Genomic DNA, 24,762 nt, shown 5'->3' with positions numbered 1-24,762 from the left:
CTCTTCCATTATTGTTATTAAAATAATTGTCGTAACCACGGCTTAATATTCATCTATACATCTCGTTAATTTGCTTATTGCGCCTTTCATCAAATTAGGTGAACCATGTTTAAACGCTTTGAAAATTTCACGGAAGCATTTCCCAAACAAGACCCTGAGCAACCACCACAAGGTATTATTGCTTTTTGTCGTTACTATAGCCGAGGCTTTGAAAAGCCATTGCTTATAATGGCAATCCTTAGTGCAACTGTTGCTATTCTCGAAGTTGTGTTATTCGGTTTCATGGGAAAACTGGTTGATTGGCTGACAGAAAGTGATCCACATACTTTTCTGGCTCAAAATGGTACGAGTCTGTTTTGGTTAGGGTTGGTTATTTTGGTCTTAATGCCAACACTGGTATTAATTTCATCATTAATTACCCATCAATCATTACTGGGTAACTATCCGATGTCAATTCGATGGTTAGCACACCGTTACTTGCTCAAGCAAAGTGTGTCGTTCTATCAAGATGATTTTGCTGGTCGTATCGCGACCAAGGTCATGCAAACCTCACTTGCGGTGCGTGAAACAGTAATGAAAACCGCTGACGTATTTGTCTATGTCTCGGTATATTTTACGTCATCGTTAGTCATTCTAGCCCAAGCTGACTGGCTATTAATGCTACCAATGTTATTTTGGTTAGCCGCTTATGTGTGTATTCAACTTTATTTTGTACCTAAACTTAAACACATTGCAGCAGAACAAGCAGACGCACGTTCAACCATGACGGGCTCAATTGTGGACAGCTACACCAATATTTCCACAGTTAAATTATTCTCTCACGATCAACGTGAAACCGAATATGCCGAAAAAGGCATGAAAGGCTTTTTAAGCACGGTTCATCAACAAATGCGGTTAGTAACAGGGTTTAACTTCTGTGTTCAATTAACTAACTATACCCTGCTGTTTGCTATTTCTGCGATCTCGATTTATCTATGGATGCACAGTGCAATTCAAGTGGGTGCGATCGCGATTGCTATCAGCCTTGCATTACGCATCAATGGTATGTCGATGTGGATCATGTGGGAAGTGGGCGCATTATTTGAAAACATCGGTACGGTTGTGGATGGCATGAAAACTTTATCAAAGCCAATTGCGATTGAAGATGCCCCTGATGCTAAACCATTAGATGTCACTCAAGGTGGTATTGAATTTGATGATGTTAGCTTCCATTATGGCGAAAATAAAGGCGTGATCAGCCATCTTAACCTCAATATTAAACCCGGTGAAAAAGTGGGTTTAGTCGGGCGTTCTGGCGCAGGTAAATCAACCTTAGTTAACCTATTATTGCGCTTCCATGATGTTGAAGGCGGACAGATACGTATTGATGGCAAAGACATTACCTCTGCCACTCAAAATTCGTTACGTTGTAACATTGGTATGGTTACCCAAGACACCTCATTGCTGCATCGCTCTATTCGTGAAAACATACTCTATGGCGCCCCTGATGCTGGTGAAGAACGTTTATTAGCGGCAACACATCAAGCACATGCCCATGAGTTTATTGAAACGCTCACCGATTCTTTTGGTAATGTCGGCTATGATGCTCAAGTGGGTGAACGTGGCGTTAAACTTTCAGGAGGACAACGTCAGCGAATTGCTATTTCACGGGTCTTACTTAAAAACGCTCCGATATTGATTCTAGATGAAGCCACATCAGCGTTAGATTCTGAAGTTGAAGCCGCGATTCAAGACAGTCTTAATAAATTGATGCAAGGTAAAACCGTCATAGCCATTGCCCACCGTTTATCGACCATTGCCGCGATGGATCGTTTAATTATCCTTGATAAAGGCCAAATCATTGAGCAAGGCTCCCATGCTGAGTTATTACAGCAAAATGGAATTTATGCACAATTATGGGCGCATCAGACGGGTGGGTTTATTGGCGAGCAGGATGTTTCTGACAGCGCTGATGATTTGAATCGGAATATATAGAGATATTACCACTACAATGAAGCCGCTTTTTTAGCGGCTTAATTAGATGGTCCGCCTCACTCTAAAGCCGCTAGGCTTTAGTTGTGAGTATCTAGAGAGGCGAACCATCATGTTAATTAAAGTACTTGGTATTGATTTAGGCAAAACTTCATTTCATCTAATTGGGCACGATTATGCGGGCCGTGAGGTATATCGCAAAAAATGTAACCGTGCTCAACTATTAAAAATATTGCTTCAACTTGATAAAACTACTGTTGCGATGGAATCTTGTGCTGGATCTCACTGGCTAGCAAGAAAGTGCCAATCTTTTGGACATAACACCAAACTAATCCCTCCTCAATACGTTAAACCCTATGTAAAAACTAACAAAAATGACTACATTGATGCTGATGCTATCGCTGAAGCTTCTGCTAGACCTTCAATGCGTTTTGTTAGTGTCAAAACTGAAGAATCCCAAATTTTATCTGCAGTACAACGTATCCGTTCTGGGTTTATTAAAGAACAAACAGCAACGATGTGTCGCATTGGTGCACTACTACTTGAATTTGGTATCAATTTTCCTCGTGGACACGCTGCCATGGGAAAATTATTTCAATGGCTTGCCGATAAAAATCACACCTTACCACCACTTTTGCTTCAAGAATTAGCTGTTCTTTATGAGCATTATCAATATTTACATCAAAAGATTGCTGAGCAAGATAAAAAGATAAAAGCAGTTTTGAAAGAATCAGAAATGGGTGAATTATTACAAACTATCCCAGGTATTGGACCGATGATTGCGAGCGCATGTTTATCAGAAGTACCATCACCAAAAGATTTTAAAAATGGACGACATTTAGCAGCATGGGTAGGCTTAGTTCCTCGTCAATATTCAACAGGAGGGAAATCCACACTGCTGGGTATCAGTAAACGAGGGAATAAGTCATTAAGGACATTATTTATTCATGGAGCACGAGCTTTGATATCAAGGCCAAAAATAGCTGAAGCTATTTTTGGGGATTGGATAACAGAATTATTAAAACGAAAACCATTTAATGTTGTAGTTGTGGCGTTAGCTAATAAGTTGGCAAGGATCGCTTGGTCAGTAATGGTAACTGGATTGCCATTTAGAAAACTAAATTAATCAGATTTGCATGTGTAGAGAGATAACAGAACGGTTAAACCACCAGATAAAGGACCTGATACAAAAAACAGTGATTATACACTTTCGGCTTTTTAAGGATTATCTGGCGCGGAGCTTATCGTGGAGATGAAGTTTAAGTAAGTTAACTTCAATTAAACTCCGAATACATTAGCGCAAACCAACCTCGTTATCGAAATTTGCACTTGCAATAACGAGGCGGACCATACATTTTTTATATGCTTTATGGTGATCACAAGTCAGCGTAGATCTCACTGACTCGAAGGTGGACAGAAACGAGTCAGGGATTTTATTAATTTAGTAATCTACGAATAACTTTAGTTATTGCAAATGTCCAATCAAGTGGTCAAATTCACTCGCCCACTACACGGCTAGTAATCCTGAAAATTTACAGGAACTCAGTTTTGATGAAGACAATAATTGGTTACGATGCAATTCGATTAATCTCTTTTTAGAAAGTACAAATATCAGATCAGCCATTCGACACATAGCATTCATTTTTCCTAAAAACGGCTGTATTTAACAGTAAATATATTTATACGCACTAATAATAAGCAGTGCTTTACTCCGTAAACATAAAACTTAATTCTTAATCGAATTTTCCAAACATTGAGTATCTGTTATAACCGCGTTATATACTTCTTCTTGATGTATGGCAATCTCTTTGTAAGCTGTAATACCAATAGATATAGCGGATAAAATAATTGCCATCGAAGAGAGAAAAACCGTCCACCTAAAACGCTTATGTTCCAGTCTAAGGTCAGCTAGAACAGATGCTAAGTATGGAAAGTGTATACATTTATTTTCATTGCCAACTTTGAAAGCAAAAAAGTGAACATTTGAACCATCATCTTGTTTATAGCCGTACTTTTTTTCTAAATGATAGTAAAGCCGACCAAAAACCACATCTCGATCTATACCAAAATGTTTAGCGATCAACTGGCAATCAATTGGGACGTATATTTTAGATTGGCGCTCCTTACTCTCTTCTTTGTCCCACTTTGCGTACGACTCGTAATAATAATTGTAAATGTAGTTTAACAACTCTAGATCTGTTGGTGTTTTTCTAGTTTTCATTCTAAATCTCAACATATTGATACATATAACATTAATATGCATTCTGACTTTTACGCAAAAGTATATTTATCAAATGAAGTTATACTAATAAGTTAAACTTATATATCATGATGTTAGTTCACATCTCCATTTTTTAATAAACCATGGGACAGCCATAATTTTTCACGAGGACTATCCATGATTTATTCAGCACGTGTTTGAGCATTACAAACACTAACGAAAATAATAGCTCTACAACACGTGAATAGTAGAGTTCCCTATCGCCCTCGCGGGCATTCACTGTAGGGAATAACGACATTTGAACACGGCATGTGTTGTTGAGAATGGCAGCAGCGAGAAAAAAAGTTATGTGCGTCCATAATTTCTCGATAATCTCTTACTTTATGGGACTGGAATATATTTGAATGTTTGTAGCCCTAACCGTTTAGCATTCTCTTTTGCTGCTAATTTACTCTTATAAGGAAAAACATCATGTGTACTAAGCTTAACTAATGACTTTTCAATTGAATCAACCATCCAGAGATTTCTAACGGTAGGCGGTGTCCCACCAAAAATTGTATAAGAAAGCACGCCTTCTTCATCTATTTCAGCAACAATTTTTGACTCAATGTAATTGAGCTCTACTTCTACAACCTCACCATTAGCTTTATAGAACTTTGGTAAACGATGGCCTGTAACTAATAAACATCTCATATTATGAATATCTCATGATCATATGCAGTAAATTTATTAATCATAAGTCACAACTGGGTAAATACATATTATCTCTTTAATTTTTAAAACTATTTTGTGATGATTTCCAAACATTTCTTAAAATGAAAGCAACATGCGGCAGCCATATTTATTTGAGGGCTACCATGATCTATTCATCACACGTTTGAGCATTACAAACACCAACGAAATAATAGCTCTACAACGCGCAAATAGTAGATTCCCTATCGCCCTCGCGGGCATTCACTGTAGGGAATGACGGAATTTAAACACGGCATATGTTGTAAAGAATAACGAAGTTTGAACGCAGGCATTGTTGTTGAGAATGGCAGCAGCGAGAGAAAAAGTTATGGGTGTCTATTATTTTTCTTCACATTACGATCAAAACTTAAAATAATTATACGGTAAACTATTAATTCTCATAAGATATTACTAATACAAGGTCACTTGGACTTGTCCAACACTTTGGATAGGTGTCAGCTCCGCGACACATACCCTTATTGTTATAATCCTGATGCTAACTCATACAAGTAAGCTTCCTATTTATATTCGAGGCTACAAAGCGCATATCTATATTTTTGAAGAACGGATGCCAAGGTCGTGGGGCAAGAAAGTAAAAGCAATTTCCGTATTCCCATACCAAGCACACCTCTCCAGATAAACCAGCATCATTGGCATAATACTGAAGCGATTGATTTAATTCATTTTGCTGTTGGCTGGACATTGATTGAACTCGAGAAGACACAGGCACGATGATCATATCTTGACCTTGCTCTCTAATATGTGCGACGTCGTATGTTTGGCTAGCCATTAATTACCTCATAAGACTATTAGCAGAAGCCATTAAGAAACATAGGACAGCCATAAATTTATGAGGACTAACCGTGAGCTATTCAACACGAGTTTAAGCATTAGAGAAGCCAACGAAAAAATAACTCTACAACGCGCGGATAGTAGATTCCCTATCGCCCTCGCGGGCATTCACTGTAGGGAATGACGGAATTTGGACACAGGTATGTGTTGTTGAGAGTGGCAACAGCGAGATAAAAGTTATGGGTGTCCATTATTGTATAATTCACAAGATATAGACATTAAAAAAACTAAAACACAATATATGGGGACTTAGCAACTAAAAATAGTGACCAATATCAGATTCAAAATATGCAACACATGTAACTGTATATGTACACAGCAAAAGCAATTGACCTTACTTTTATCAAGGTTTAATTTTCACTGTATACAATTCGTACAGGATAACTGAGGAAATAATATGCCTAATTATGGTGTCTCTGAGTTTTCATCAATATTTGTTACAACAGGTACACCAAAAATTACAAAGATTCATCGTATTGCCAATCGAGGTGAATACCAATTTTTCCGTGATTACTACCTACCTCTTCGTACTGCAATAAAAAGCCTTTTTATCCATAAACGCCATATTTCACATTTGTATGAAGTTGCTCGCAAGCAGAAAGACAATGGTAAAAAAGTTAACTTTGAAAAAGTAGCTAATAATTTTAAAGACTGGCAGTCCGGAAAAAATATTACTGCATATACTCCACCTCATGGCCATTTCAACTATCTTCAAACAAGTATCAACTGCAACCCTGAGCTAAATGTTGTTGTCAATGGTTTACCGAGGCTTGTAAAACTTCACTTCAATGCAAGTGATAGAATGACTCAAGAACGCGCAAACATTATTTGTTATTTAATATCTGACGTCATAAGTGACGATGACTTCACTTATTCAGTTTTAGACCTAGCCACTGGACAAGAGTTTTTCTTTAATGATAATCCAGATCGAATGCATCACAGAATCCAAGATGAGATTGAAGTAATACAATCACATTGGGCATAACCTCACAAACAAGGTTCCTACCAATGGCAAGGATGCCATTATCTCAATTACTCGAAACATAGGACTGCCATAATTTTTCACGAGGACTATCCATGATTTATTCAGCACGTGTTTGAGCATTACAGACACCACCAAAAATAATAGCTCTACAACGCGCAGATGGTAGATCCCCTATCGCCCTCGCGGGCCATTCACTGTAGGGAATGACGTCATTTGGACACGGTATGTGTTGTTGGGAATGGCAGCAACAAGATAAAAAGTTATGGGTGTTGATTTGTTATTTATATAAGAAAAATGCAATATCTCTGGTTTTACCCCTTTTTTATTTCATTATTTTAACTTTTTATTTTTAATGTTAAAAATTCCTTCTAAAATAAAGGTTAGCTTTTGAGGGAAGTACGCATAAAATCTTCCATGTTAAATACCGCCCATCGTGACGGTATTTTTATATCTGTTAATTACAGTGCACAAAAACGTCTTCTGGGCCAATTATTGCCCAGCTATATATTGTTGTATCATGACTTAAATCTAGATAAGGAGTATTTCATGAGTAATGATGTGATTACTGTTGGTAGTAAAACTACAACAGGAGGCGCTGTAATATCTGGTCATGATGGTGTTGTTATTAACGGGAAAAAGGTTGCACTTGTTGGAGACATCGCAACTTGCCCTTGTGGTAGTAAAAGTTGTCGAGGTCAAGGTCCCATTGTTGCCCAATCCCCAAGGGCTGCAAATGTGTTTGGTACAAATTTAGCACGAGTAGGCGATCTGGTTGATACCGGTTGTGGTAGCTGCTTTCTTAACACAAGTTCTCATCAGGTAAGCTTGAGCACATCCACTGCCACCAATTTAAATATGGGAAGTGGTGTCCACATTGGTAATGGCGTCCATATTAATGGTGGCGGTGTTAATTTCAGCTCCAATGTGAGTACCACAAACGCTGGAACTAATAACTCTGTTGCACCATCTCAATCTTCCTCTAGCAAAGCGGCACAGGCTGCTTACAATCTGACAGAAAAAGAATGGGATCAAGATTTAAAAAAACTAGCAAAAAATTATCAGTGGGATACTTCTCAGCAAAAAAATAAAAGTCTAGCAGTACTCATTATTGAAGAAGCAAATGAATATTTAGATTTGCTAAATAAGGATACTCATGGAGTACTTTCTACAGGGAAAGACTACACGGGCATATCGATGGGACTAAAAGGCGCTTACGATGTCGTAAAAGAGCTTAATGGTTTGGGAGCAACGGCTTCAGCCGTCAGTATCTACGGCGTTATGCATATTGTTATCGAAAACTACAAACCCCGATATTTAGATTTAGGTATTCGTTGGCAGAAAGCGACTCCTCAAATGCTAAAAATAGGTTATGCCCTAAATACAGTTAGTGGAAATGTTAATTTCTTAAAAGGGAATATTTATGTTGAGCTTGTGTTTAGTGGCGCAGTTAATGCTGTTGATTACATGTTACACGACGAAAAAACATTAGGAGAAGTCGTTGGAGAGCTATTTTCTGATGTTGCTAAAGGTGTTGTGGCGGGCGTAGTTGCTCAAGGATCTACTTTGATATTAAGAGCCGGATTAACTCTCGCTTTTGCCGCACCTCCGACAGCATTATTGCTTGGTTTCTTTGTCATAAGTGCATTCTATATTGGTAATCAGATATCCCAATTAGATGAGCAATATAACTACACCGACCCAATGAAAAAAGAAGTTGAGAGGTTAATTGATGAAAATTAGTCGTTTGAAGGCGTTTTTTTTCTTTTTAATTTTTTCATCACTTTTCTTTCTATCTATCCATGATGTTATGGGTGTTTTTGATGTTTATAAATTACTTAATGATAGGGTTATAGTGAGTGGACCAATCAACGATGCATCAACATTTGCTTTTGCTTGGTCAATGTTTGTTGCGTCTGTATTTATGATTATCTGTTTGATTACGGGGAAAAAACTTCTCTGGATACCCAAAATATTTCTAATCATTCTTGGGTTGATAACTGTATTAGCTTTCCTATTTGGTTGGAGAATAAATACAGCATTGAAAATAAAACTTCATGAAAAAAACTATATCGAGTGTATATCTAAACGAGAGCTTGCATTGAAATATTCAAGTCGTACTTACGTTCTACCTCCTAAAAGATGCGACTTTACTACACATAAGTAGAAATAATGTTAAATGACCGCCCTTTTGTGGCGGTTTTTCCAAGAAACATTGAATAGCCATATTTCTTTGAGGGCTAACCGTGAGCTATTCAACACGAGTTTAAGCATTAGAGAAGCCAACGAAAATAATAACTCTACAACGCGCGGATAGTAGATTCCCTATCGCCCTCGCGGGCATTCACTGTAGGGAATGACGGAATTTGGGTTGGGAATTCATTTAACCCATTATCCGTGATCTATTCACCACGTACTTGAGCATTAAAGAAACCAACGAAAACAATAGCTCTACAACGCGCGGATAGTAGATTCCCTATCGCCCTCGCGGGCATTCACTGTAGGGAATGACGGAATTGGGGCGCAGGCATTGCTGTAAGGAATAACGACGTTTGAACGCAGGCATGTGTTATTGAGAATGGTAGCAGCGAGATAAAAAGTTATGGGTGTCCATTATTTTATACGCGGGTAGTAGATTCCCTATCGCCCTCGCAGGCATTCACTGTAGGGAATAACGACGTTTGAACGCAGGCATGAGTTGTTGAGAATGGCAGCAGCGAGCGAAAAAGTTATGGGGGTCCATTATTTTGTGAGCATTGTTATACCTAAATAAAAGCCAATACCTTATTCACTTTCGACTAAGAGTATTGGCTTTATTTGTATGATGGCTGTTGCGGTTGTTTTAACGTTTACAGACCGTAAGATGCTAGCAAGTTATGGAAATACAGTGAGATACTTGCCCAAGTTCGAGTGAACCAGCCGCCTTGTTGAACGCTATTGAGCGCGACAAGTGGCTTTGATTGAATAACGTTGTCTTTATAGGTTACGGTAATTTCACCTAATTTCTCACCCTTATCAACCGGGGCTTTGATATCACGGTCAATTTGAAACTTAGTTACCAAACCTTTCTCATCAACACTAGAAGGAAGAACCAAGGTTAGTGGCTTATCAAGGCCTAAAGAGACAGTATCTTGTTTTCCTCCCCAAACGTTTTGTTCAGAAAGTTTGCTGTTTGCAGCATACAAGGTGTCTTGCTTGAAGAAATGGAAGCCGTAATTGAATAGTGCCTTACTTTGAGCCGCAACATCATTCAATGATTTTGTGCCTAGAACAACGCCAACCAACTTCATTGGGTTATTTGGTATCTCAGCAGAGCTTACCAGTGAGTATCCCGCAGCTTCTGTACTGCCTGTTTTCATGCCTGTCGCATATTGGTAAGTGAACAATAAGCGATTGAAATTTGGTTGACGGATATGATTGTATTCAAAATACTTTTGACTGAAAAAATGAAAGTATTGAGGGTAGTCGTTCATGATGTGCTGTCCAAGCAGCCCAAGATCATAAGCGGTTGAGAAATGTGCTGGCGCAGGCAGACCCATGACAGTTGTGAAATGGGTATTGTGCATACCTAACTTAACGGCAGTCGCGTTCATCATTGCAACGAATGAAGATTGCGAACCCGCTATGTAATTTGCCAGAGTGACAGCGGCATCATTGCCCGATTCAACAATGACACCTGAGATAAGATCTTTTACTGAAACAAAAGAGCCAGGCTTTAAGAACATTCTTGATCCACCCGTGCGCCACGCGACTTCTGGTACTTGTACTTTTGAGTCTAGTGAGATTACACCGTCAGCCAGTTTTTGCTCAACAATGTACATTAGCATTAACTTGGTGGTGCTGGCTGGGGCCATACGCATGTTGGCATCGTTAGCAGCAATAATCTGTCCCGTATTGGCATCCATTAAAATGAAAGCGCGTGCTTCAACTTGAGGTGAGAATATTCCTGCCTGAGCCCATTTTTGCACCAGTGTTTCTGGAATCCCATTATTGCCACCAGCTTCTACGGGTGCAGAAGGCACTTGTATATTTTCTGGAATACTGGTTTTTACATCAATAGCACCAAAGCTATTAAGTGGAGCTTGAGCTGCTTTGTATTGCGTTGCCGCGAAGTACTCACTATTAGGCATAGTATTCATTGCATCGTTACTAGGTGCGGCAAATACGGTACTGGAGGTAAATAATGCAGCGATGGTTGCTGCTAATGAAAGCTGTTTGATTATTATCATAAGAGTATTTAATTTACAGTTACTTACTAAAAGCGCGATATAAAAAAGCGACTAGATAGAATACTGACTTCGCTGAGTAATTAATGCCCTGCAGAGTCTATCCATCACGACCACAAAAATGGTGAGTGCTTTTTCGTTCTTGATCAGCGTTGCAATGACTTTGGTTACAAGTCGTATTTCTATAATGATGTTCCGATCATTATACCTATATGACCTTAATCCCGTTGATAGCTATACCCAAATGATGGTGCGTAAGTTCTGCTTTCTCTGCAGATCATTTGAACCTCATGTTAGTTATAGCCTCTCAATATATTGTCTATTTCCATCTTACCAGCAGATCCTTTATAGAAACCTGAACGGTAATGATGTTTATACTGAATAAAATTCGGCAAGTCATTCCTTTAGGCTATCACTTAGGTTTTGTGGGAAATAACGACATTTGAATACTGCCATGTATTGTAAAGAATACTGAAGTTTGAACACAGAAAAGCGTTGTAGAGAATAAAGGTCGTTAAATACCGCGTAAGAATAATAAAACGCTATAAAAATAAATGTATCTACAGAATCAAGAATTAAAGTAATCCACTAAAAAATCAATAAAAGCACGAATCCGTTGGGGTTGCTGTTCTGCGTCTTTATAGACCATATACATGGGTAATTTTTGAGTTTGATATTGTGTCAGTAATAAAACCAACGCACCAGATTGTAGCTCTTGTTCTACCATCCATCTTGGCATCGCCGCTATGCCTTGACCTAATTTAGCCATTTGAACTAACATCTCAGGATTATCACTTCTAATTTGCTCATTAACCTTTATTTTTACGACTTCTTTGCCTGTATTGAAACGCCATAGATTTGATGGTGTCGATAAAGAATAAGTTAAACATTTATGCTGACGTAAATCGTCGATATCAACAATGGCTGGAATCGTTTTTAAATAATCAGGAGATGCAAAGTACACCAATTCATTATCCAATAACCATTTGGCTTTTAAACCTGAATCTTTAAGGTAAGCAGCACGTATGGCTATATCAATATTGCCTTCAAGTAAATCAACAAATTTATCAGACACTGAAACATCAACGGTAACTTGTGGATGTAAATTTAAAAATTGATTAAGAGGCTGAGACAGTAATTGGGTGCTAAAAGCACTTGGCACTGAGAGCTTTAGTACCCCAGAAATGGTTGCCTGTTCTTGGCGTAAATTAGATTCAAAGCAATCCATTTCATGGGTAATATTCAACGCTAAACCTAAATATTGTTGCCCACTCTCAGTAAGGCTAATCGCACGGGCATGCCGATAAAATAAGCTTACGCCTACTTGTTTTTCTAACCAAGCGATTTTCTTACTTACCGCACTTTGCGTCGTATTGAATTCATTCGCTGCAGCGGTAAAACTCCCTAAATGAGCAACTCGAGTAAAGACTTTTAAACAATCAAATTTATCCACAACACATTCCAGTTTGGAATCATAATAAGCGAAATACTACCCTTCTTAATCTCCAATTGGAATGCTTTAATAAGCTTATCGTTTATCAAGGAGTTTTCATCATGCTATTTATTCAAGGTCTACTCATCGCATTTTTCTTATTTGCAAGTTCAGTTAAAATGTTTGGTTGGGTAAAAGTCATCTTTGAACCGCAATTGGCCTTTTTTCGTCGTTATGGACTTAACCGTAGCATAATGTTTATTGTCGGTATTATTGAAGCAACAGGGGCAATAATGCTGTTAATCGGAATGATAATGGTCAGCCCATTAATCAGCACTATCGGGGCTACTTTTATTATATGCGTATCAACGGGAGCAATGTTCTTTCACTTTAGATTTGATACCGTAAAAGATGCTATCCCTTCAATAATAACGTTAATATTATCTGTTATTGTCGCCATATCTATGATTTCAGGACCGATTTAACATCAGAAATTATATAAGTAAAAATAACCGAAAATTAATGTAGCTTATTATTAACGGTTATCAAAGCACCACTTAAATAGGTTTTATTAGGTTGGCTCAAATCAATCATCAAATCTGCAAGATCTGATGGGTGTACCCAAGTAGTAGGATCGGCATCAGGCATAACTTCACGATTTATAGCTGTATCAACAATCGTAGGTAAAACTGCATTTACACGCACATTTGATGATGCCCCTTCTGCGGCCAAGCTCTCTACCAATGCATTCAATGCGATTTTTGAAGCCATATAAGGTCCAAATCCTGCGGGTATATTACGTACAGTATCTCGAGCTGATACAAACATTAAGCAACCGTCACCTTGAGCCTCCATTAATTTAAACACTTCACGTCCAAAAACGAATGCGGTCATAAAATTAACATTAAATAGATCCACTACTTTATTAACATCAATATCTTTCCAGTAGCTCCATGTATATATTCCAGAACAATGAAAATAAGCATCAACATGGCCCAAAATATCAGCAGCTTTTGCTACCAATGTTTGACTTTGCTGTTCATCAGTCAGATCTCCCAATAAAACCGTAATTTTGCCCGAGTATTTACGTTCTAAATCTTTGGCTCTATTTTCATCACCAATGCGGCCAATCGCTACGATATGGGTTCCTGTCGCGGTCAGTTTTTTAATTAATTGTTGTGCCGTTACAGAAAAGCACGATGCAATAATAGCGGTATTTATAGAATTCATTTTATTCTTCTCTCAATTAATCAGAATCTGCATATTAATGAGAATAACCAAAGACATGAACCAACGTTCAGGCAATATAGTTTTGCTTTAAAAGCAATTATGTAAGCATTAATGTTTAAAAAGTGCATCAATAATATAAGATAAACATGTACTATCTTGGTGATGAACAGTATTTCGCCCCTAAAAAAATCAACTTTATTATATGAGTCATTAATATGAGCCTTTTCACTCGCCTTGCTTATTTCAATTGTGTCGTAGAACAAGGTTCCATATCCAAAGCAAGCCAAGTTTTCGATGTTCAACCCTCATCTATTTCAAGACAGCTTTCTGCTTTAGAAGAAGAATTAAATGTTCGAATATTAGATCGGACAACACGCAATGTTGGCGTAACTGAAGCTGGATTGGTATTTTATCAATATTCCAAACGTATCATCGCTGAATTTGACGAGGCGAAACGTGCGGTAAATATTGTGCACAACTCACCTAAAGGTCGACTTAAAATCAGTGCAACGGTGGCGTTTAGTGAAAGTAAAATACTGCCACTTTTACCTTTATTTAGAAACGCATTCCCTGACATAAAAGTTGAGATTGAAATTACTGAAAGGATCGTTGATCTAATTGAAGAAAATGTCGATGTCGCTATTCGTAGTGGTCGATTACCCGATTCTAATTTAATCGCTAAAAAACTCATGAATAATCATTTTATACTTTGTGCGAGTCCAAGCTATTTAGCACATCGAAGTATGCCTAAAACAGCCGCAGATTTAGCCCAACATGATTGCTTGATCTATGGATTTAAAGGTTGGCATAATTGGTATATCTTAAATAATAAACCATCAAAAATAGAGATTCCCTATTACATGGAGATCAACTCTGTTAATGGCCAAAAGCAACTCATATTAAACGGAGGTGGTGTCGCTCTACTACCACAATGGGCGATAGATGAAGAACTAAATAATGGCAAACTAGTACAACTGCTCCCTCAATCGACATTCAGTCCATGTCACTATGAAACAAGCACCTATGCGATTTATCAACATCGGCAATTAATCTCAAGTAAAGTACGCGTCTTTTTAGATTTTCTGACTGAACATTTTAGCTAAATGCTACGCTTAGACGGATATTTAACCTTTAATAACAATAACCCTACTTAGTTCCACATTTCATCACGCAAAACAACAATATCTTATTATAATTAATTAAACAGATGGTTAATAAACCTTAATCGTACATGAATGGAATTTTGTCTTAACACACCGAGAAGAAAATCTAATGTTGCAATAGCGTAACTTGAACCCTTTTCCAGTCAGACGTAACATGCGCACACCATTATTTAGAGAGGACACCGCTTTGAACACACCCAGTCGGTACTGGAATGAGATTTTTCCTCGTTAATCTGCCCTCTCTCGCTTTTGCATGTGAGTTGGCAATCTTTAACTGCCAGCATGCGCAATCCCTTATGTTCATTGCTTCTGTTTAAATCTTATTATTCCAGTTTTGTATTGGTAGATCCTGTATTTATCAGTTTCAAATCGTGTTTTAAAGTGTTCTTTATATCATCGCCATTAGTGGAGATATGAGACATGCTGAACGCATACACATTAAACGACCTACGTTTACAACGTTTAGATTTAGACGCCCAAGATCCTATTTCATCAGCATTATGGGTTGATCTCATCGAGCCCAATGAAGCAGAACGAGAACGCGTTCAAGAAGAGCTAGGTCAAGGTCTTGCTACACGTCCAGAACTAGAAGACATTGAAGCCAGTGCGCGTTTTTTTGAAGATGAAGATGGCTTACACATTCACTCTTTCTTTTATTTTGAAGATCTGGATGATTATGTAAGTAATGCGACAGTCGCTTTCACCATTCGTGATGGTCGCTTATTCACCTTACGCGAACGTGAATTACCAGCCTTTCGTCTTTATCGCATGCGTGCTCGTACACAACGTTTACAACAAGGCAATGCTTATGAATTATTGCTCGATCTATTTGAAACAAAAATAGAGCAACTTGCCGATGTTATTGAAGATATTTACAGCGAATTAGAATCGATTGGTAAGACCATTTTAGGCGGCAACAAACCCGGTGCTAATTTTGATCAGGCTTTATCACATCTTGCAAAACAAGAAGATGCGGGATGGAAAATACGCTTGTGTCTAATGGATACTCAGCGAGCACTAAGCTTTTTAGTACGCAAAGCGCGTTTACCTGAAATTGAATTAGAACAAGCTCGTGAAGTGTTACGCGATATTGATTCTTTGCTACCGCACAATGAATCTTTATTCCAAAAGGTTAACTTCTTGATGGATGCGGCAATGGGCTTTATTAATATTGAGCAAAACCGCATTATTAAAATCTTCTCAGTAGTATCGGTTGTATTTTTACCACCGACACTGGTTGCATCAAGTTATGGTATGAACTTTAAGTTTATGCCTGAGCTTCACTGGGAACTGGGCTATCCCTATGCATTAGGGCTGATGGTGTTGGCGGGGTTTGCACCTTACCTATTTTTCAAACGTAAGGGTTGGCTATAAGCCACTATTTATTCTTGCGACACGACTGATTGTTTATAAAAAAAGAACCCTACTTCAAAGCAGGGTTCTTTAGTATTTATCGTCAACCTTCACTGACTGACAGTCTAAAATAACTGTTATTTGCTAACCGTTATAATTGTGGGTTTAGACCTAACTTTTCTAACACTAGCTTAAAGTTAGCTTGACGCTCTTTCGCATTATGCACTTCGCCAGTCGAACAAACAGAATCTGGGCAACCACGGTTCACAATACCTGAAACATCATCAATAAAATCAGTCCCTTTTAAGCCACCATCAACGTACTTTTTCAATTCGTTATAGTAATTCCAATCTGCATATTGACCACCTTCATCAGAATATGCTTGAACCGATGTTACCCAGTAGAATAAACCTGCAATCCATTTGATTTCTTTGTTCTCTTCAGAGCTACAAATTAAGCCTGGGTTCGAACAGAAATCCAGATCAGCATACAATGGGTTTGCCGGTGGTGCTTCAACTGTTACGCCATCAATTGTTTGACCAATCGTTGCAGGATCAACATGTGAGCGACCTAAGTAATGGTTAAGCGTACCAAAGTTCTGGCGACCCGTAGTTTGAATAACACCACGTCCCCACCAGCCACAACCTTCAACACTTTCTTGGCTACTACCATCCCAAAGGAATGTACCTGCTTTTTGACCAACATACGTTTTACACGTATCGCGTTCCCACACTTGCTTTGAGGTATCCACTTTCTCTGGTACATCATTACAGTGACCACTGTTAGTCCAGCGACCAACACTGCCATTAACAAGCAAACCACGCTCTTCTAATACAGCATTAGGCGCTGCAAATACTGGAGCTGGTGCGCCATACCACTTAGCATGTGTTAACGCGCTCACTTCCATCTTGTTATCACGAGGACAAGAATATGCGTAATCTAAGCCTGAATTAGGGTTTACACCATAATCTGCATATTTCTGACCTAGCTGACCACAACTTGCTGACATCGGATAGTCTGCGGGTGCACCGTATTTAACTTCAGACCAGTTATTCTCATCACACGCATTGTAACGAATAGTTTCTTGCATGCTTTGAGCTAAGAATGCAGCAATCGCAACTTTGGCGTAAGTGATATTCGTTGCATCATCTGCTTCATCATTTAATAGCCAGAATTTATTACCTGCAACACCAATGTTATGCATTGCATTTAGGCCATCAAGGAAATCATCCCACTTATAAACGGTAGATGGAATCCACTGTGATTGTGGGGTTTCATAAAGGAACGCTTCATTATTCATTACATCAGCAGCGTTAGTTAATTCACGGTTAAGTGCTTCAATACGCGTTAACGAACCTTTTTCTAACTCTTTACCGACATAATATAGTGGCACTTTTGTTTCTTGGTAACGTTCAATTTGAGCGGTTAAGTTAGTGGTATTTTTATCAAACAATAGCGCAAAAACATTACTGTAAGCTGCTTTACGAATTTGTGCTTTATGTGTTGTATCACCCATAAAGTAGTTAGCGGCTTGATCTGTTGGTATATTCGCCAGCATAGCCGGTGTCTTTACGTAATCAGTAACTTGCTTCACATACTCTAACGCATTATGCCATTGATCACTTGATAATGGCGCTGTTGTACTTGATTTAGTAAACACAACAAAATCAGCTTTAGTTGCGCTATCAGCTTTATAAAGTGCTAACTTATCTAATAGATCAGCCGTATGATTAGACGCTGCATCCCATACTGACTGACGGCCTGAATGAGTATTAAAGGCAAAATCACCAATCGTTAAAGACCAACCAAATGTCGCTTCTGGCGCAAGTGTAGATACAATCAAATTGTACGCTTGTGCCCAGCCTTTTAGATCATTGCTCAGAGCATTGATAGCATCAATATCAACTTTGCTGCCCGTACTATCAACGGCTTTGATTAGTGCTTCTTTAACCGTAATATTTTGTGATGATAAAGTCTTATCTTGTATTGCCTTATCAAGCACATCACTACTGATAATAATCGATGCAGAATCCGTTTGAGTCGCTGTTTCAATCATCGATACAAACGATGCTGCTAGCTTATCAACATTGGTTAAATCTGCACTACTGCTTGCTTCAAAAGTTAATGTCGCAGGAGTCGTTGAAGATGGACTTGCAACGACAAATGTATTTGGCCAACCAGCAACTTCCAAACGAACAGGATCCATCGGGTTTGGTAGCGAAAGTAATGGCGCAGTGCCGGGCTCTGAACCATCACAGTTTAGGTGCAGCGTCCATGAAGCATCACTGCCTGGTGCTGTTTGCGTCCAGTAAATAGCAGAGTAAGCGATATTGTTATGAACCATAATGTCGCCCCCTGTCGCGTGATCGCCACGCGTCCAATCAGGGTAAACATTAAACTCTTCACATAATCCACCTGGTGGTGTTACTGGTGGCTCTACTGTTTCTTCTTTAACGGTAATAGTTAAACTTGTGTTTGAAGAAAGAGCTTGTGCATCCGTTGCAATAGCATTCAGGGTTACGCTACCTGTTTGAGTCGGCTGCCAGTCACAACTAAATGTACTTGCTACAGCGGCATCAAAGGTACAAATTTGTTGGTTATTCGCATTAACAACCAATGTCGTTAGATCTTTATCTGCATCTGACGCGCTAATAGAAATAGAAACTGTATCCGTTTTATTAACGGTTGAACCATTAGCTGGAGAAACAAAGCTCACCACAGGTGCGGTAAAATCTTCATTAGTTTCAGCGTCGATTTTCACAGAAACCGATTGCTGTTCTATTTTTTGGTTATTTTTATCAAACACAAAAACATTAATTACTGCACTACCCGCTTCATTTGGCGTCCAAGTTTGCGTGTAAAGCATATTACTTTGATCAATTGCTTTTTCTGCTAATTTAGTACTATTAACCCAAAACTCAACTTTAGATGCTAACTCACCCTCAATGTTGGCTTTGATTACAATCGCTTCATTAACCTTCAGCAACTGACCCGCCATTGGCGATAAAATAGATACTTCTGTTACATCAGGCTCAGGAGACGGCTCACCAGAACACTCAGTTAAAGCCCAAAACCATGAATCAGCACTTGGTGCTTCCCAAATACCTGGGTTATTTTGAGCAATAAAGCACTGGCCGTCATAGGAGACAACATCGCCATTTTTGACTTGTGTTGTGCCAGGAATGAAAGGAATAATACCGTCAAGATCTGGGTTCGGATTAGGTTCAGGCTCAGGATCTGGAGTCGGGTTTGGATTGGGCTCACCAGTACATTCAGCAGACTCCCAAAACCATGAATCAGCACTTGGAGACTCCCATATTCCAGGGTTATTTTTGGCAATAAAACATGCGCCATTATAAGAAACCACATCACCATTTTGAACTATTGTTTCTCCAGGAACAAAAGAAACAATACGAGCGTCAGCTGCATAAACATTACTACTAAGAATAGCGCTAAATAGAGCTGCTGTTATTTTATTTATTTTTTTCACTTAACTTCCTAAGTATGTCCACTCGTTTTAACAAATCTAAAGCTCTCATCCTCATAAGTACCGATTGTTGTATTCCATACAACTTACTTATATTTAGCCTTTGTTTTCACTAATGAAGCGTTACTAACCAATATAATTTTATACATTGTACAATTAAAAATTATAGCTATCACTAGATTAACTAATAGATTATGTAACAAACAGTTAAAGTGTTGCACTAAATGTAACAGCCGCTATCCATATCCTTTTTAAGCAATTATCCCTATCTAATAAAAGGCTTACGTGGAATAAAACGGGATTTTAAAATATCCTTTCAATTAATAATTGGTTTTTATTTTTAGTTAAAATATGAAATTATTTAATTTTTACTGCTGAATAATACATCTGACATCGATGCCAATTGCTTAATCTCATTTGATAATGAATAACGTATTATTAAAGATTAAAGCTTTTTGTCGGTTGGAAATGAGGTAACATAGTGCCATCACTGCTAACGTATTAGATAGCAATTTTCTGAATGAGATTAAGGTAAAATCAATGGATTACCAACATTACTATGAAGCTATGATCGAAATATTGGTTGATAATTTTGATACGGATATTGGTGAGTACAATGGTAAAATTGAGCTGTCTGTTGATGAATATAACGACAGTTGCACCATTGCCAAAGAATTTAATGTCGCTTATAACCCAGAACACACAGTATTAGAAGTGTTACAACAATCAACGCCTGAAGTCGCTGAAATAACATCTTATATTGTTTCAGCCCCTGCATTAGGTTGCCTTATTGATTATTTAGAAGATGAATTGATTGTTGATTTTGAAGATTAATCCTCTTCACTAACACCTTATTTTAAAAAGCTAACAGTTATTGCTGTTAGCTTTTTTATTAGCTCAATACTTATATAGCCACAATGACTATCCTTAGGCACATAGTTAATGTCTTACAGGTAAATTTATCATTAAAGGTCTTAATTATTATAAATATCAATTGAAGATTAATTTTTGTTCGATACCATAAGACAACCAACTACTCATAATTGCTATCCCATGACAAATAGCATAAGGCAAAGGATGCAGCCCAAAATCTATATCAAACTAGAAGGTATTACTTGGAAAGTGACCACGAATGGCCAATGGCTACCACTGAGTCCATCTGAAACGATTGATATTGAATTACCTTTCATTTGTGAGCACACACATTTTAACGATATTATCAGTATTCATTTTAATGAAAGCGAGATCTTGACGGACTAAGGCTAGCACATTTCCCCTAACTATCACTCAATATTCATACCGTACTCGCTGTTACTACAGCGGGTTTGAGAAAAAATAACATCTAACGCTTTTATATCCACAACGTCTTTATATATCCCAATGATTGATGTAATTAATCTCTTCACAGCACTAATAATGTAGCTAGCTTCTCTATTCACATACCGGCACCTAATATAAAAAGCTCACCTCTTATAATAACCATGACTTTCACATTTTCATGGATAAATTAATGTTAGATTCTGATCTTAAAATATCTCAATGGCGGCAACAACGTAAAAAAGGGCTATTTCATTTTATCATAAGCCATTATTTTTTAGGATGTTTAGGTTTCTTAGGAGGAAAAACACTGGAAAGATTATCATTCTCTGATGATGATTTAGATTTACTGTTCGCCAAAGAATTATTAATCACGTTTATGACTCTTAGCATTATAATTCCATTAGTTGGCCTTTTTTTTTGGTACTGGAATGAACGTAAATATCATCGCCATAATGAAACATACAATTCACATACTACCGAAAAAAAATCATGACTAAAAAAGGATTTTAATAATAAATACCCGACAAAAAATTGCTCTCGGACTAGGCTCAGGATTACTTATCGGTTCCGTTGCAACAGTATTGCCCACTTTTCAATTTGGTTGTTTTGTACTCGGATTAATCTTATTCAATTACGTTATTCTTACTAAGAAAAACTAACGTTTAGCAATAACAGCAAATTTATATTGGCACAACAATATCACAGGCATAACGCAGGCAGTAGTCGTAATAATATCACTTAACGTATGGTACTTCTGATACATCATTAAAGCGGCATAACCCACCATAGAAAGCACCATCCCCCCTCTTAATTTGGGGGTATATACAAGAAAGTAGCCAATAAAAACAAGCGCAATGGCGGTATGGGTACTGTAATCCAAATTAAATGCAGGCCAAATCCCCAACGCATTATCAAAAAACATAACTGCATAAATAAAAGCCGTTGAGAGCAAGACTCCACTCAGCGCGAATAACCCACTTCTCATCCCCTGCTCACGTCCTAATTGCACCATGCTAATAACGCATATAATGACGATCATTGGAGTATAAATATCAGCAACAAAAGCCCATTGTTCAAAAGTCATTATTGGTATTTTCCAAATAAATAATACCTATATTCACATAGATAATGAGGTATTTCATCTGTTTTAAGTGCGAGGTGCGAGGTGCGAGGTGCGAGGTGCGAGGTGCGAGGTGCGAGGTGCGAGGTGCGAGGTGCGAAAATTTAAGTTAACTTTATAGTACCAGTCAAATAATCAAGTTATTTAATAGGGTTGGTTTGGACATTAGTGGATTTGAACCCGCTTTTATTGCACCAATTAAATACATCACTATTTTATTCATACGAAAAAAAGCCAACATCTAAATGTTGGCTTTTTAAGAATTTGGCGGAGAGATAGGGATTTGAACCCTAGATACGCTATAAACGTATGCTGGTTTTCAAGACCAGTGCTTTCAACCGCTCAGCCATCTCTCCATGCGACGTATAATACAATTCACATTAGCTACTGTAAACTAAAAAACGGTCAACTGATTAATTTTAAAACGTTTTTTAATGTATTTTACCTAACAGATACAGTTAGATAACTAAAACCATTCATCTGTGGTTATTAAATGCACACTTTCTATATTTCTCTATTTAGCGTTGCTATCTTTATTTTCGTTATCTCAGTAGTGATCCGTTATAATAGAAATAGTTATCGCATTATTAGACTGAAAAACACATGGCAAACAAACCAGACTTTACGGAAGAAGAATACCAAGCTTTTGCTCAGCTAATGGATTCCTATAATCGAACCTTTGCAATTTCACTCACCACCCTCCTTTTGTCTATTCTAGGTTTTATTATTGCTGAAACTCAAATAGGTTACGCCATCACTGATACTATTCGATGGGTATTTGGCTTATTGGTTGTATTACCTTTAACGATTACCGTTATTGGCTCAAAACGGGATTTTAATAATTTGGCATTTAGCATGCTAAAAACAATTCTCTATTCAGCACTTAATGCAGTAAGCCTAATTACTATCGTTGCGCTGGTTTTTAACCTTAATTAACACTTCTCATCCTCTCCTCCATTTATTTGATTCCAATAATGAACCGCCAACTCACTGACGGTTCAAAATAAATAAACCACTAATACAATGATAATAAACAAATAAGTCATAACATGCATTTTAAATGACTCTTTTGCATTGACAGATATTTCTTCGAGGCATAACATGTATTCAAAATACAACTTAAAGCGTTAGAGGAATTTTAAAATGGCTGTTCATGTTAAAAACAATATTACTTGGGTTGGACAACGTGATTGGGAAGTACGTGATTTTCATGGCACAGAATATAAAACAACCCGTGGTACGAGCTATAATAGTTATCTAATTCGTGAAGGCAAGAATGTGCTCATCGATACCGTTGATCACAAATTCACATTAGCTTTCCTACAAAATTTAGAACAAGAAATTGATCTTAACGACATTGATTTTATCGTTATTAACCATGCAGAAGAAGATCATGCTGGTGCGCTAAGTGAATTAATGAGCCGTATTCCTAATACACCGATCTATTGTACTGAAAACGCAATTGACTCAATCGTTGGTCATCACCACCACCCAGAATGGAACTTCAATACCGTAAAAACGGGTGACACGCTTGATATTGGTAATGGTAAGGCATTAGTGTTTGTTGAAACGCCAATGTTGCACTGGCCTGATAGTATGATGACTTACATGACCGAAGATGCCGTTCTATTTAGTAATGATGCTTTTGGTCAACATTACTGTGATGAGCGTTTATTTAATGACGAAGTTGACCAAAACGAATTGCTTGATCAGTGTTTACGTTATTACTCAAATATTTTGACGCCATTTAGCCCACTTGTTACCAATAAGATTAAAGAGGTTCTAAGCTTTAACCTTCCAGTTGATATGGTTGCCACTTCACACGGTGTCATTTGGCGTGATAACCCAACTCAAATTATTGAAAAATATCTTGAATGGGCTAATCAATATCAAGAAAACCGTATCACTATTTTCTATGATTCTATGTCAAATAACACCCGTATGATGGCTGATGCTATTGCCCAAGGGATCACCGAAGAAGATGATCAAGTCATTGTGCGTATTTTCAATGTTGCTCGTCATGATAAAAATGAAATTCTTGCTAATATGTTCCGTTCTAAAGGGGTACTTGTCGGCTCATCAACAATGAATAACGTCATGATGCCTAAAGTTGCTGGCCTACTAGAAGAAATCACAGGCTTACGTTTTAAAAATAAAAAAGCAGGTGCCTTTGGTAGTTACGGTTGGAATGGTGGTGCTGTTGATCGTATTCACGCGCGTTTAACTGATGCTGGTTTCTTCACGACTATTGGTCTTAAAACCAAGTGGCGTCCAGATGGCAAAGCATTACAAGAGTGTCGTGATCATGGTAAAAAAATCGCTAAAGAGTGGGCTCAAAATGAACGCCCTTATGATCATTACACACCTTTCACTACCGAAGTAACGCCAGCAGCAACAATACAAGTCGCGATTGATGCTCCTGAAATAATCGAACAAGCAAGTGTTGTTGAAGTAGAGCCAACAACAGAGACGGCAGTTAAATGTTGTGCACAAGCTACAGGTGGTCAGAAAATGTTATGCACGGTTTGTCAGTGGGTTTACGATCCTGCACTTGGTGAACCAAATCAAGATGTTGCCCCTGGTACTGCTTGGGAAGATGTGCCAGATAGTTTCCTATGCCCTGAGTGTGGTATTGGTAAAGAAGTATTTGAACCTATTAACTAAATGAAATGA

General features: G+C 38.0%; 20 protein-coding genes and 1 tRNA gene. 13 read left to right on the top strand and 8 right to left on the bottom strand.

Annotation, left to right across the window (positions count from 1 at the left end; genetic code table 11):
- Positions 1-105 precede the first annotated feature (105 nt).
- The gene (locus ACJZU6_RS17790) at positions 106-1,974 is read left to right on the top strand and encodes an ABC transporter ATP-binding protein (protein WP_408900978.1); all 1,869 of its coding nucleotides are present in this window, start codon (positions 106-108) and stop codon (positions 1,972-1,974) included.
- Between the two features lie 106 nt (positions 1,975-2,080).
- Entirely contained in the window at positions 2,081-3,097 is a 1,017-nt protein-coding gene (locus ACJZU6_RS17785; protein ID WP_408900906.1) for an IS110 family transposase, read from the top strand.
- 600 nt (positions 3,098-3,697) lie between these two features.
- Here the strand turns inward: ACJZU6_RS17785 and ACJZU6_RS17780 are convergent.
- The gene (locus ACJZU6_RS17780; RefSeq protein ID WP_408900977.1) at positions 3,698-4,192 is read right to left on the bottom strand and encodes a hypothetical protein; all 495 of its coding nucleotides are present in this window, start codon (positions 4,190-4,192) and stop codon (positions 3,698-3,700) included.
- Between the two features lie 381 nt (positions 4,193-4,573).
- A complete protein-coding gene (locus ACJZU6_RS17775; RefSeq protein WP_408900976.1) occupies positions 4,574-4,885 on the bottom strand; it encodes a hypothetical protein in 312 nt (103 codons plus the stop codon).
- 1,288 nt (positions 4,886-6,173) lie between these two features.
- Between ACJZU6_RS17775 and ACJZU6_RS17770 the strand changes: the two genes are divergently transcribed.
- The 3 genes from ACJZU6_RS17770 (at position 6,174) to ACJZU6_RS17760 (ending at position 8,925) form a co-directional block, all read left to right on the top strand.
- On the top strand, positions 6,174-6,761 hold the full coding sequence (locus ACJZU6_RS17770; protein ID WP_408900975.1) for a hypothetical protein: 588 nt from the start codon (positions 6,174-6,176) through the stop codon (positions 6,759-6,761).
- Between the two features lie 546 nt (positions 6,762-7,307).
- Positions 7,308-8,501 (top strand): PAAR domain-containing protein, encoded by a 1,194-nt coding sequence (locus ACJZU6_RS17765; RefSeq protein ID WP_408900974.1) that lies wholly within the window; start codon positions 7,308-7,310, stop codon positions 8,499-8,501.
- Positions 8,491-8,925: a hypothetical protein gene (locus ACJZU6_RS17760; protein ID WP_408900973.1), complete on the top strand. Its 435-nt coding sequence runs from the start codon at positions 8,491-8,493 to the stop codon at positions 8,923-8,925. The genes ACJZU6_RS17765 and ACJZU6_RS17760 overlap by 11 nt, the downstream gene beginning before the upstream one ends.
- 682 nt (positions 8,926-9,607) lie before the next feature.
- Here ACJZU6_RS17760 and ACJZU6_RS17755 read toward each other — a convergent pair.
- The gene (locus ACJZU6_RS17755) at positions 9,608-10,987 is read right to left on the bottom strand and encodes a D-alanyl-D-alanine carboxypeptidase family protein (RefSeq protein WP_408900972.1); all 1,380 of its coding nucleotides are present in this window, start codon (positions 10,985-10,987) and stop codon (positions 9,608-9,610) included.
- A 565-nt stretch (positions 10,988-11,552) separates the two neighbouring features.
- On the bottom strand, positions 11,553-12,437 hold the full coding sequence (locus ACJZU6_RS17750; RefSeq protein ID WP_080156251.1) for a LysR family transcriptional regulator: 885 nt from the start codon (positions 12,435-12,437) through the stop codon (positions 11,553-11,555).
- A gap of 101 nt (positions 12,438-12,538) precedes the next feature.
- On the opposite strand from ACJZU6_RS17750, the gene ACJZU6_RS17745 reads away from it, so the two are divergent.
- On the top strand, positions 12,539-12,901 hold the full coding sequence (locus tag ACJZU6_RS17745) for a DoxX family protein (RefSeq protein WP_107276509.1): 363 nt from the start codon (positions 12,539-12,541) through the stop codon (positions 12,899-12,901).
- Positions 12,902-12,935: 34 nt separating this feature from the next.
- On the opposite strand, the gene ACJZU6_RS17740 is transcribed toward ACJZU6_RS17745, so the two are convergent.
- Entirely contained in the window at positions 12,936-13,646 is a 711-nt protein-coding gene (locus tag ACJZU6_RS17740) for an SDR family oxidoreductase (protein ID WP_107276508.1), read from the bottom strand.
- Between the two features lie 215 nt (positions 13,647-13,861).
- On the opposite strand from ACJZU6_RS17740, the gene ACJZU6_RS17735 reads away from it, so the two are divergent.
- On the top strand, positions 13,862-14,749 hold the full coding sequence (locus ACJZU6_RS17735) for a LysR family transcriptional regulator (protein WP_408900971.1): 888 nt from the start codon (positions 13,862-13,864) through the stop codon (positions 14,747-14,749).
- A gap of 480 nt (positions 14,750-15,229) precedes the next feature.
- The gene (gene corA, locus ACJZU6_RS17730) at positions 15,230-16,183 is read left to right on the top strand and encodes a magnesium/cobalt transporter CorA (protein ID WP_080156255.1); all 954 of its coding nucleotides are present in this window, start codon (positions 15,230-15,232) and stop codon (positions 16,181-16,183) included.
- A gap of 130 nt (positions 16,184-16,313) precedes the next feature.
- Here corA and ACJZU6_RS17725 read toward each other — a convergent pair whose 3' ends face one another.
- Complete coding sequence (locus tag ACJZU6_RS17725; RefSeq protein WP_408900970.1) at positions 16,314-19,652, bottom strand: Ig-like domain-containing protein; 3,339 nt, start codon at positions 19,650-19,652, stop codon at positions 16,314-16,316.
- Positions 19,653-20,189: 537 nt separating this feature from the next.
- Here ACJZU6_RS17725 and ACJZU6_RS17720 point away from each other — a divergent pair.
- From ACJZU6_RS17720 to ACJZU6_RS17710, 3 genes are all read left to right on the top strand, one after another.
- Positions 20,190-20,483 (top strand): hypothetical protein, encoded by a 294-nt coding sequence (locus tag ACJZU6_RS17720; protein WP_080156257.1) that lies wholly within the window; start codon positions 20,190-20,192, stop codon positions 20,481-20,483.
- Positions 20,484-20,726: 243 nt separating this feature from the next.
- A complete protein-coding gene (locus ACJZU6_RS17715; RefSeq protein WP_080156258.1) occupies positions 20,727-20,909 on the top strand; it encodes a hypothetical protein in 183 nt (60 codons plus the stop codon).
- Positions 20,910-21,159: 250 nt separating this feature from the next.
- Positions 21,160-21,462 carry a hypothetical protein gene (locus ACJZU6_RS17710; protein ID WP_408900969.1) on the top strand — a complete coding sequence of 101 codons (303 nt, stop codon included), beginning with the start codon at positions 21,160-21,162 and terminating at the stop codon, positions 21,460-21,462.
- Between the two features lie 162 nt (positions 21,463-21,624).
- Here ACJZU6_RS17710 and ACJZU6_RS17705 read toward each other — a convergent pair whose 3' ends face one another.
- Together ACJZU6_RS17705 and ACJZU6_RS17700 are read right to left on the bottom strand one after the other, a co-directional pair.
- A complete protein-coding gene (locus tag ACJZU6_RS17705) occupies positions 21,625-22,053 on the bottom strand; it encodes a hypothetical protein (RefSeq protein WP_408900968.1) in 429 nt (142 codons plus the stop codon).
- 301 nt (positions 22,054-22,354) lie between these two features.
- Positions 22,355-22,445 (bottom strand) — tRNA-Ser (locus ACJZU6_RS17700).
- A gap of 247 nt (positions 22,446-22,692) precedes the next feature.
- Here ACJZU6_RS17700 and ACJZU6_RS17695 point away from each other — a divergent pair.
- Positions 22,693-23,025 carry a hypothetical protein gene (locus ACJZU6_RS17695; RefSeq protein ID WP_408900967.1) on the top strand — a complete coding sequence of 111 codons (333 nt, stop codon included), beginning with the start codon at positions 22,693-22,695 and terminating at the stop codon, positions 23,023-23,025.
- A 207-nt stretch (positions 23,026-23,232) separates the two neighbouring features.
- Positions 23,233-24,753: an anaerobic nitric oxide reductase flavorubredoxin gene (norV, locus tag ACJZU6_RS17690; protein WP_408900966.1), complete on the top strand. Its 1,521-nt coding sequence runs from the start codon at positions 23,233-23,235 to the stop codon at positions 24,751-24,753.
- Positions 24,754-24,762 lie beyond the last annotated feature (9 nt).

The sequence above is a fragment of the Photobacterium piscicola genome (assembly GCF_046058925.1).
Classification (GTDB): Bacteria; Pseudomonadota; Gammaproteobacteria; order Enterobacterales; family Vibrionaceae; genus Photobacterium; species Photobacterium piscicola.
Note: the sequence above shows the minus strand (reverse complement) of the source record. Positions and strands in the feature narration are given on the sequence as shown.

Coding starts and splice junctions, on each gene's coding strand:
- ACJZU6_RS17790 (WP_408900978.1), top strand. CDS start 106: ATGTTTAAACGCTTTGAAAATTTCACGGAAGCATTTCCCAAACAAGAC.
- ACJZU6_RS17780 (WP_408900977.1), bottom strand. CDS start 4,192: ATGAAAACTAGAAAAACACCAACAGATCTAGAGTTGTTAAACTACATT.
- ACJZU6_RS17775 (WP_408900976.1), bottom strand. CDS start 4,885: ATGAGATGTTTATTAGTTACAGGCCATCGTTTACCAAAGTTCTATAAA.
- ACJZU6_RS17770 (WP_408900975.1), top strand. CDS start 6,174: ATGCCTAATTATGGTGTCTCTGAGTTTTCATCAATATTTGTTACAACA.
- ACJZU6_RS17765 (WP_408900974.1), top strand. CDS start 7,308: ATGAGTAATGATGTGATTACTGTTGGTAGTAAAACTACAACAGGAGGC.
- ACJZU6_RS17760 (WP_408900973.1), top strand. CDS start 8,491: ATGAAAATTAGTCGTTTGAAGGCGTTTTTTTTCTTTTTAATTTTTTCA.
- ACJZU6_RS17755 (WP_408900972.1), bottom strand. CDS start 10,987: ATGATAATAATCAAACAGCTTTCATTAGCAGCAACCATCGCTGCATTA.
- ACJZU6_RS17745 (WP_107276509.1), top strand. CDS start 12,539: ATGCTATTTATTCAAGGTCTACTCATCGCATTTTTCTTATTTGCAAGT.
- ACJZU6_RS17740 (WP_107276508.1), bottom strand. CDS start 13,646: ATGAATTCTATAAATACCGCTATTATTGCATCGTGCTTTTCTGTAACG.
- ACJZU6_RS17735 (WP_408900971.1), top strand. CDS start 13,862: ATGAGCCTTTTCACTCGCCTTGCTTATTTCAATTGTGTCGTAGAACAA.
- corA (WP_080156255.1), top strand. CDS start 15,230: ATGCTGAACGCATACACATTAAACGACCTACGTTTACAACGTTTAGAT.
- ACJZU6_RS17720 (WP_080156257.1), top strand. CDS start 20,190: ATGGATTACCAACATTACTATGAAGCTATGATCGAAATATTGGTTGAT.
- ACJZU6_RS17715 (WP_080156258.1), top strand. CDS start 20,727: ATGCAGCCCAAAATCTATATCAAACTAGAAGGTATTACTTGGAAAGTG.
- ACJZU6_RS17710 (WP_408900969.1), top strand. CDS start 21,160: ATGTTAGATTCTGATCTTAAAATATCTCAATGGCGGCAACAACGTAAA.
- ACJZU6_RS17705 (WP_408900968.1), bottom strand. CDS start 22,053: ATGACTTTTGAACAATGGGCTTTTGTTGCTGATATTTATACTCCAATG.
- ACJZU6_RS17695 (WP_408900967.1), top strand. CDS start 22,693: ATGGCAAACAAACCAGACTTTACGGAAGAAGAATACCAAGCTTTTGCT.
- norV (WP_408900966.1), top strand. CDS start 23,233: ATGGCTGTTCATGTTAAAAACAATATTACTTGGGTTGGACAACGTGAT.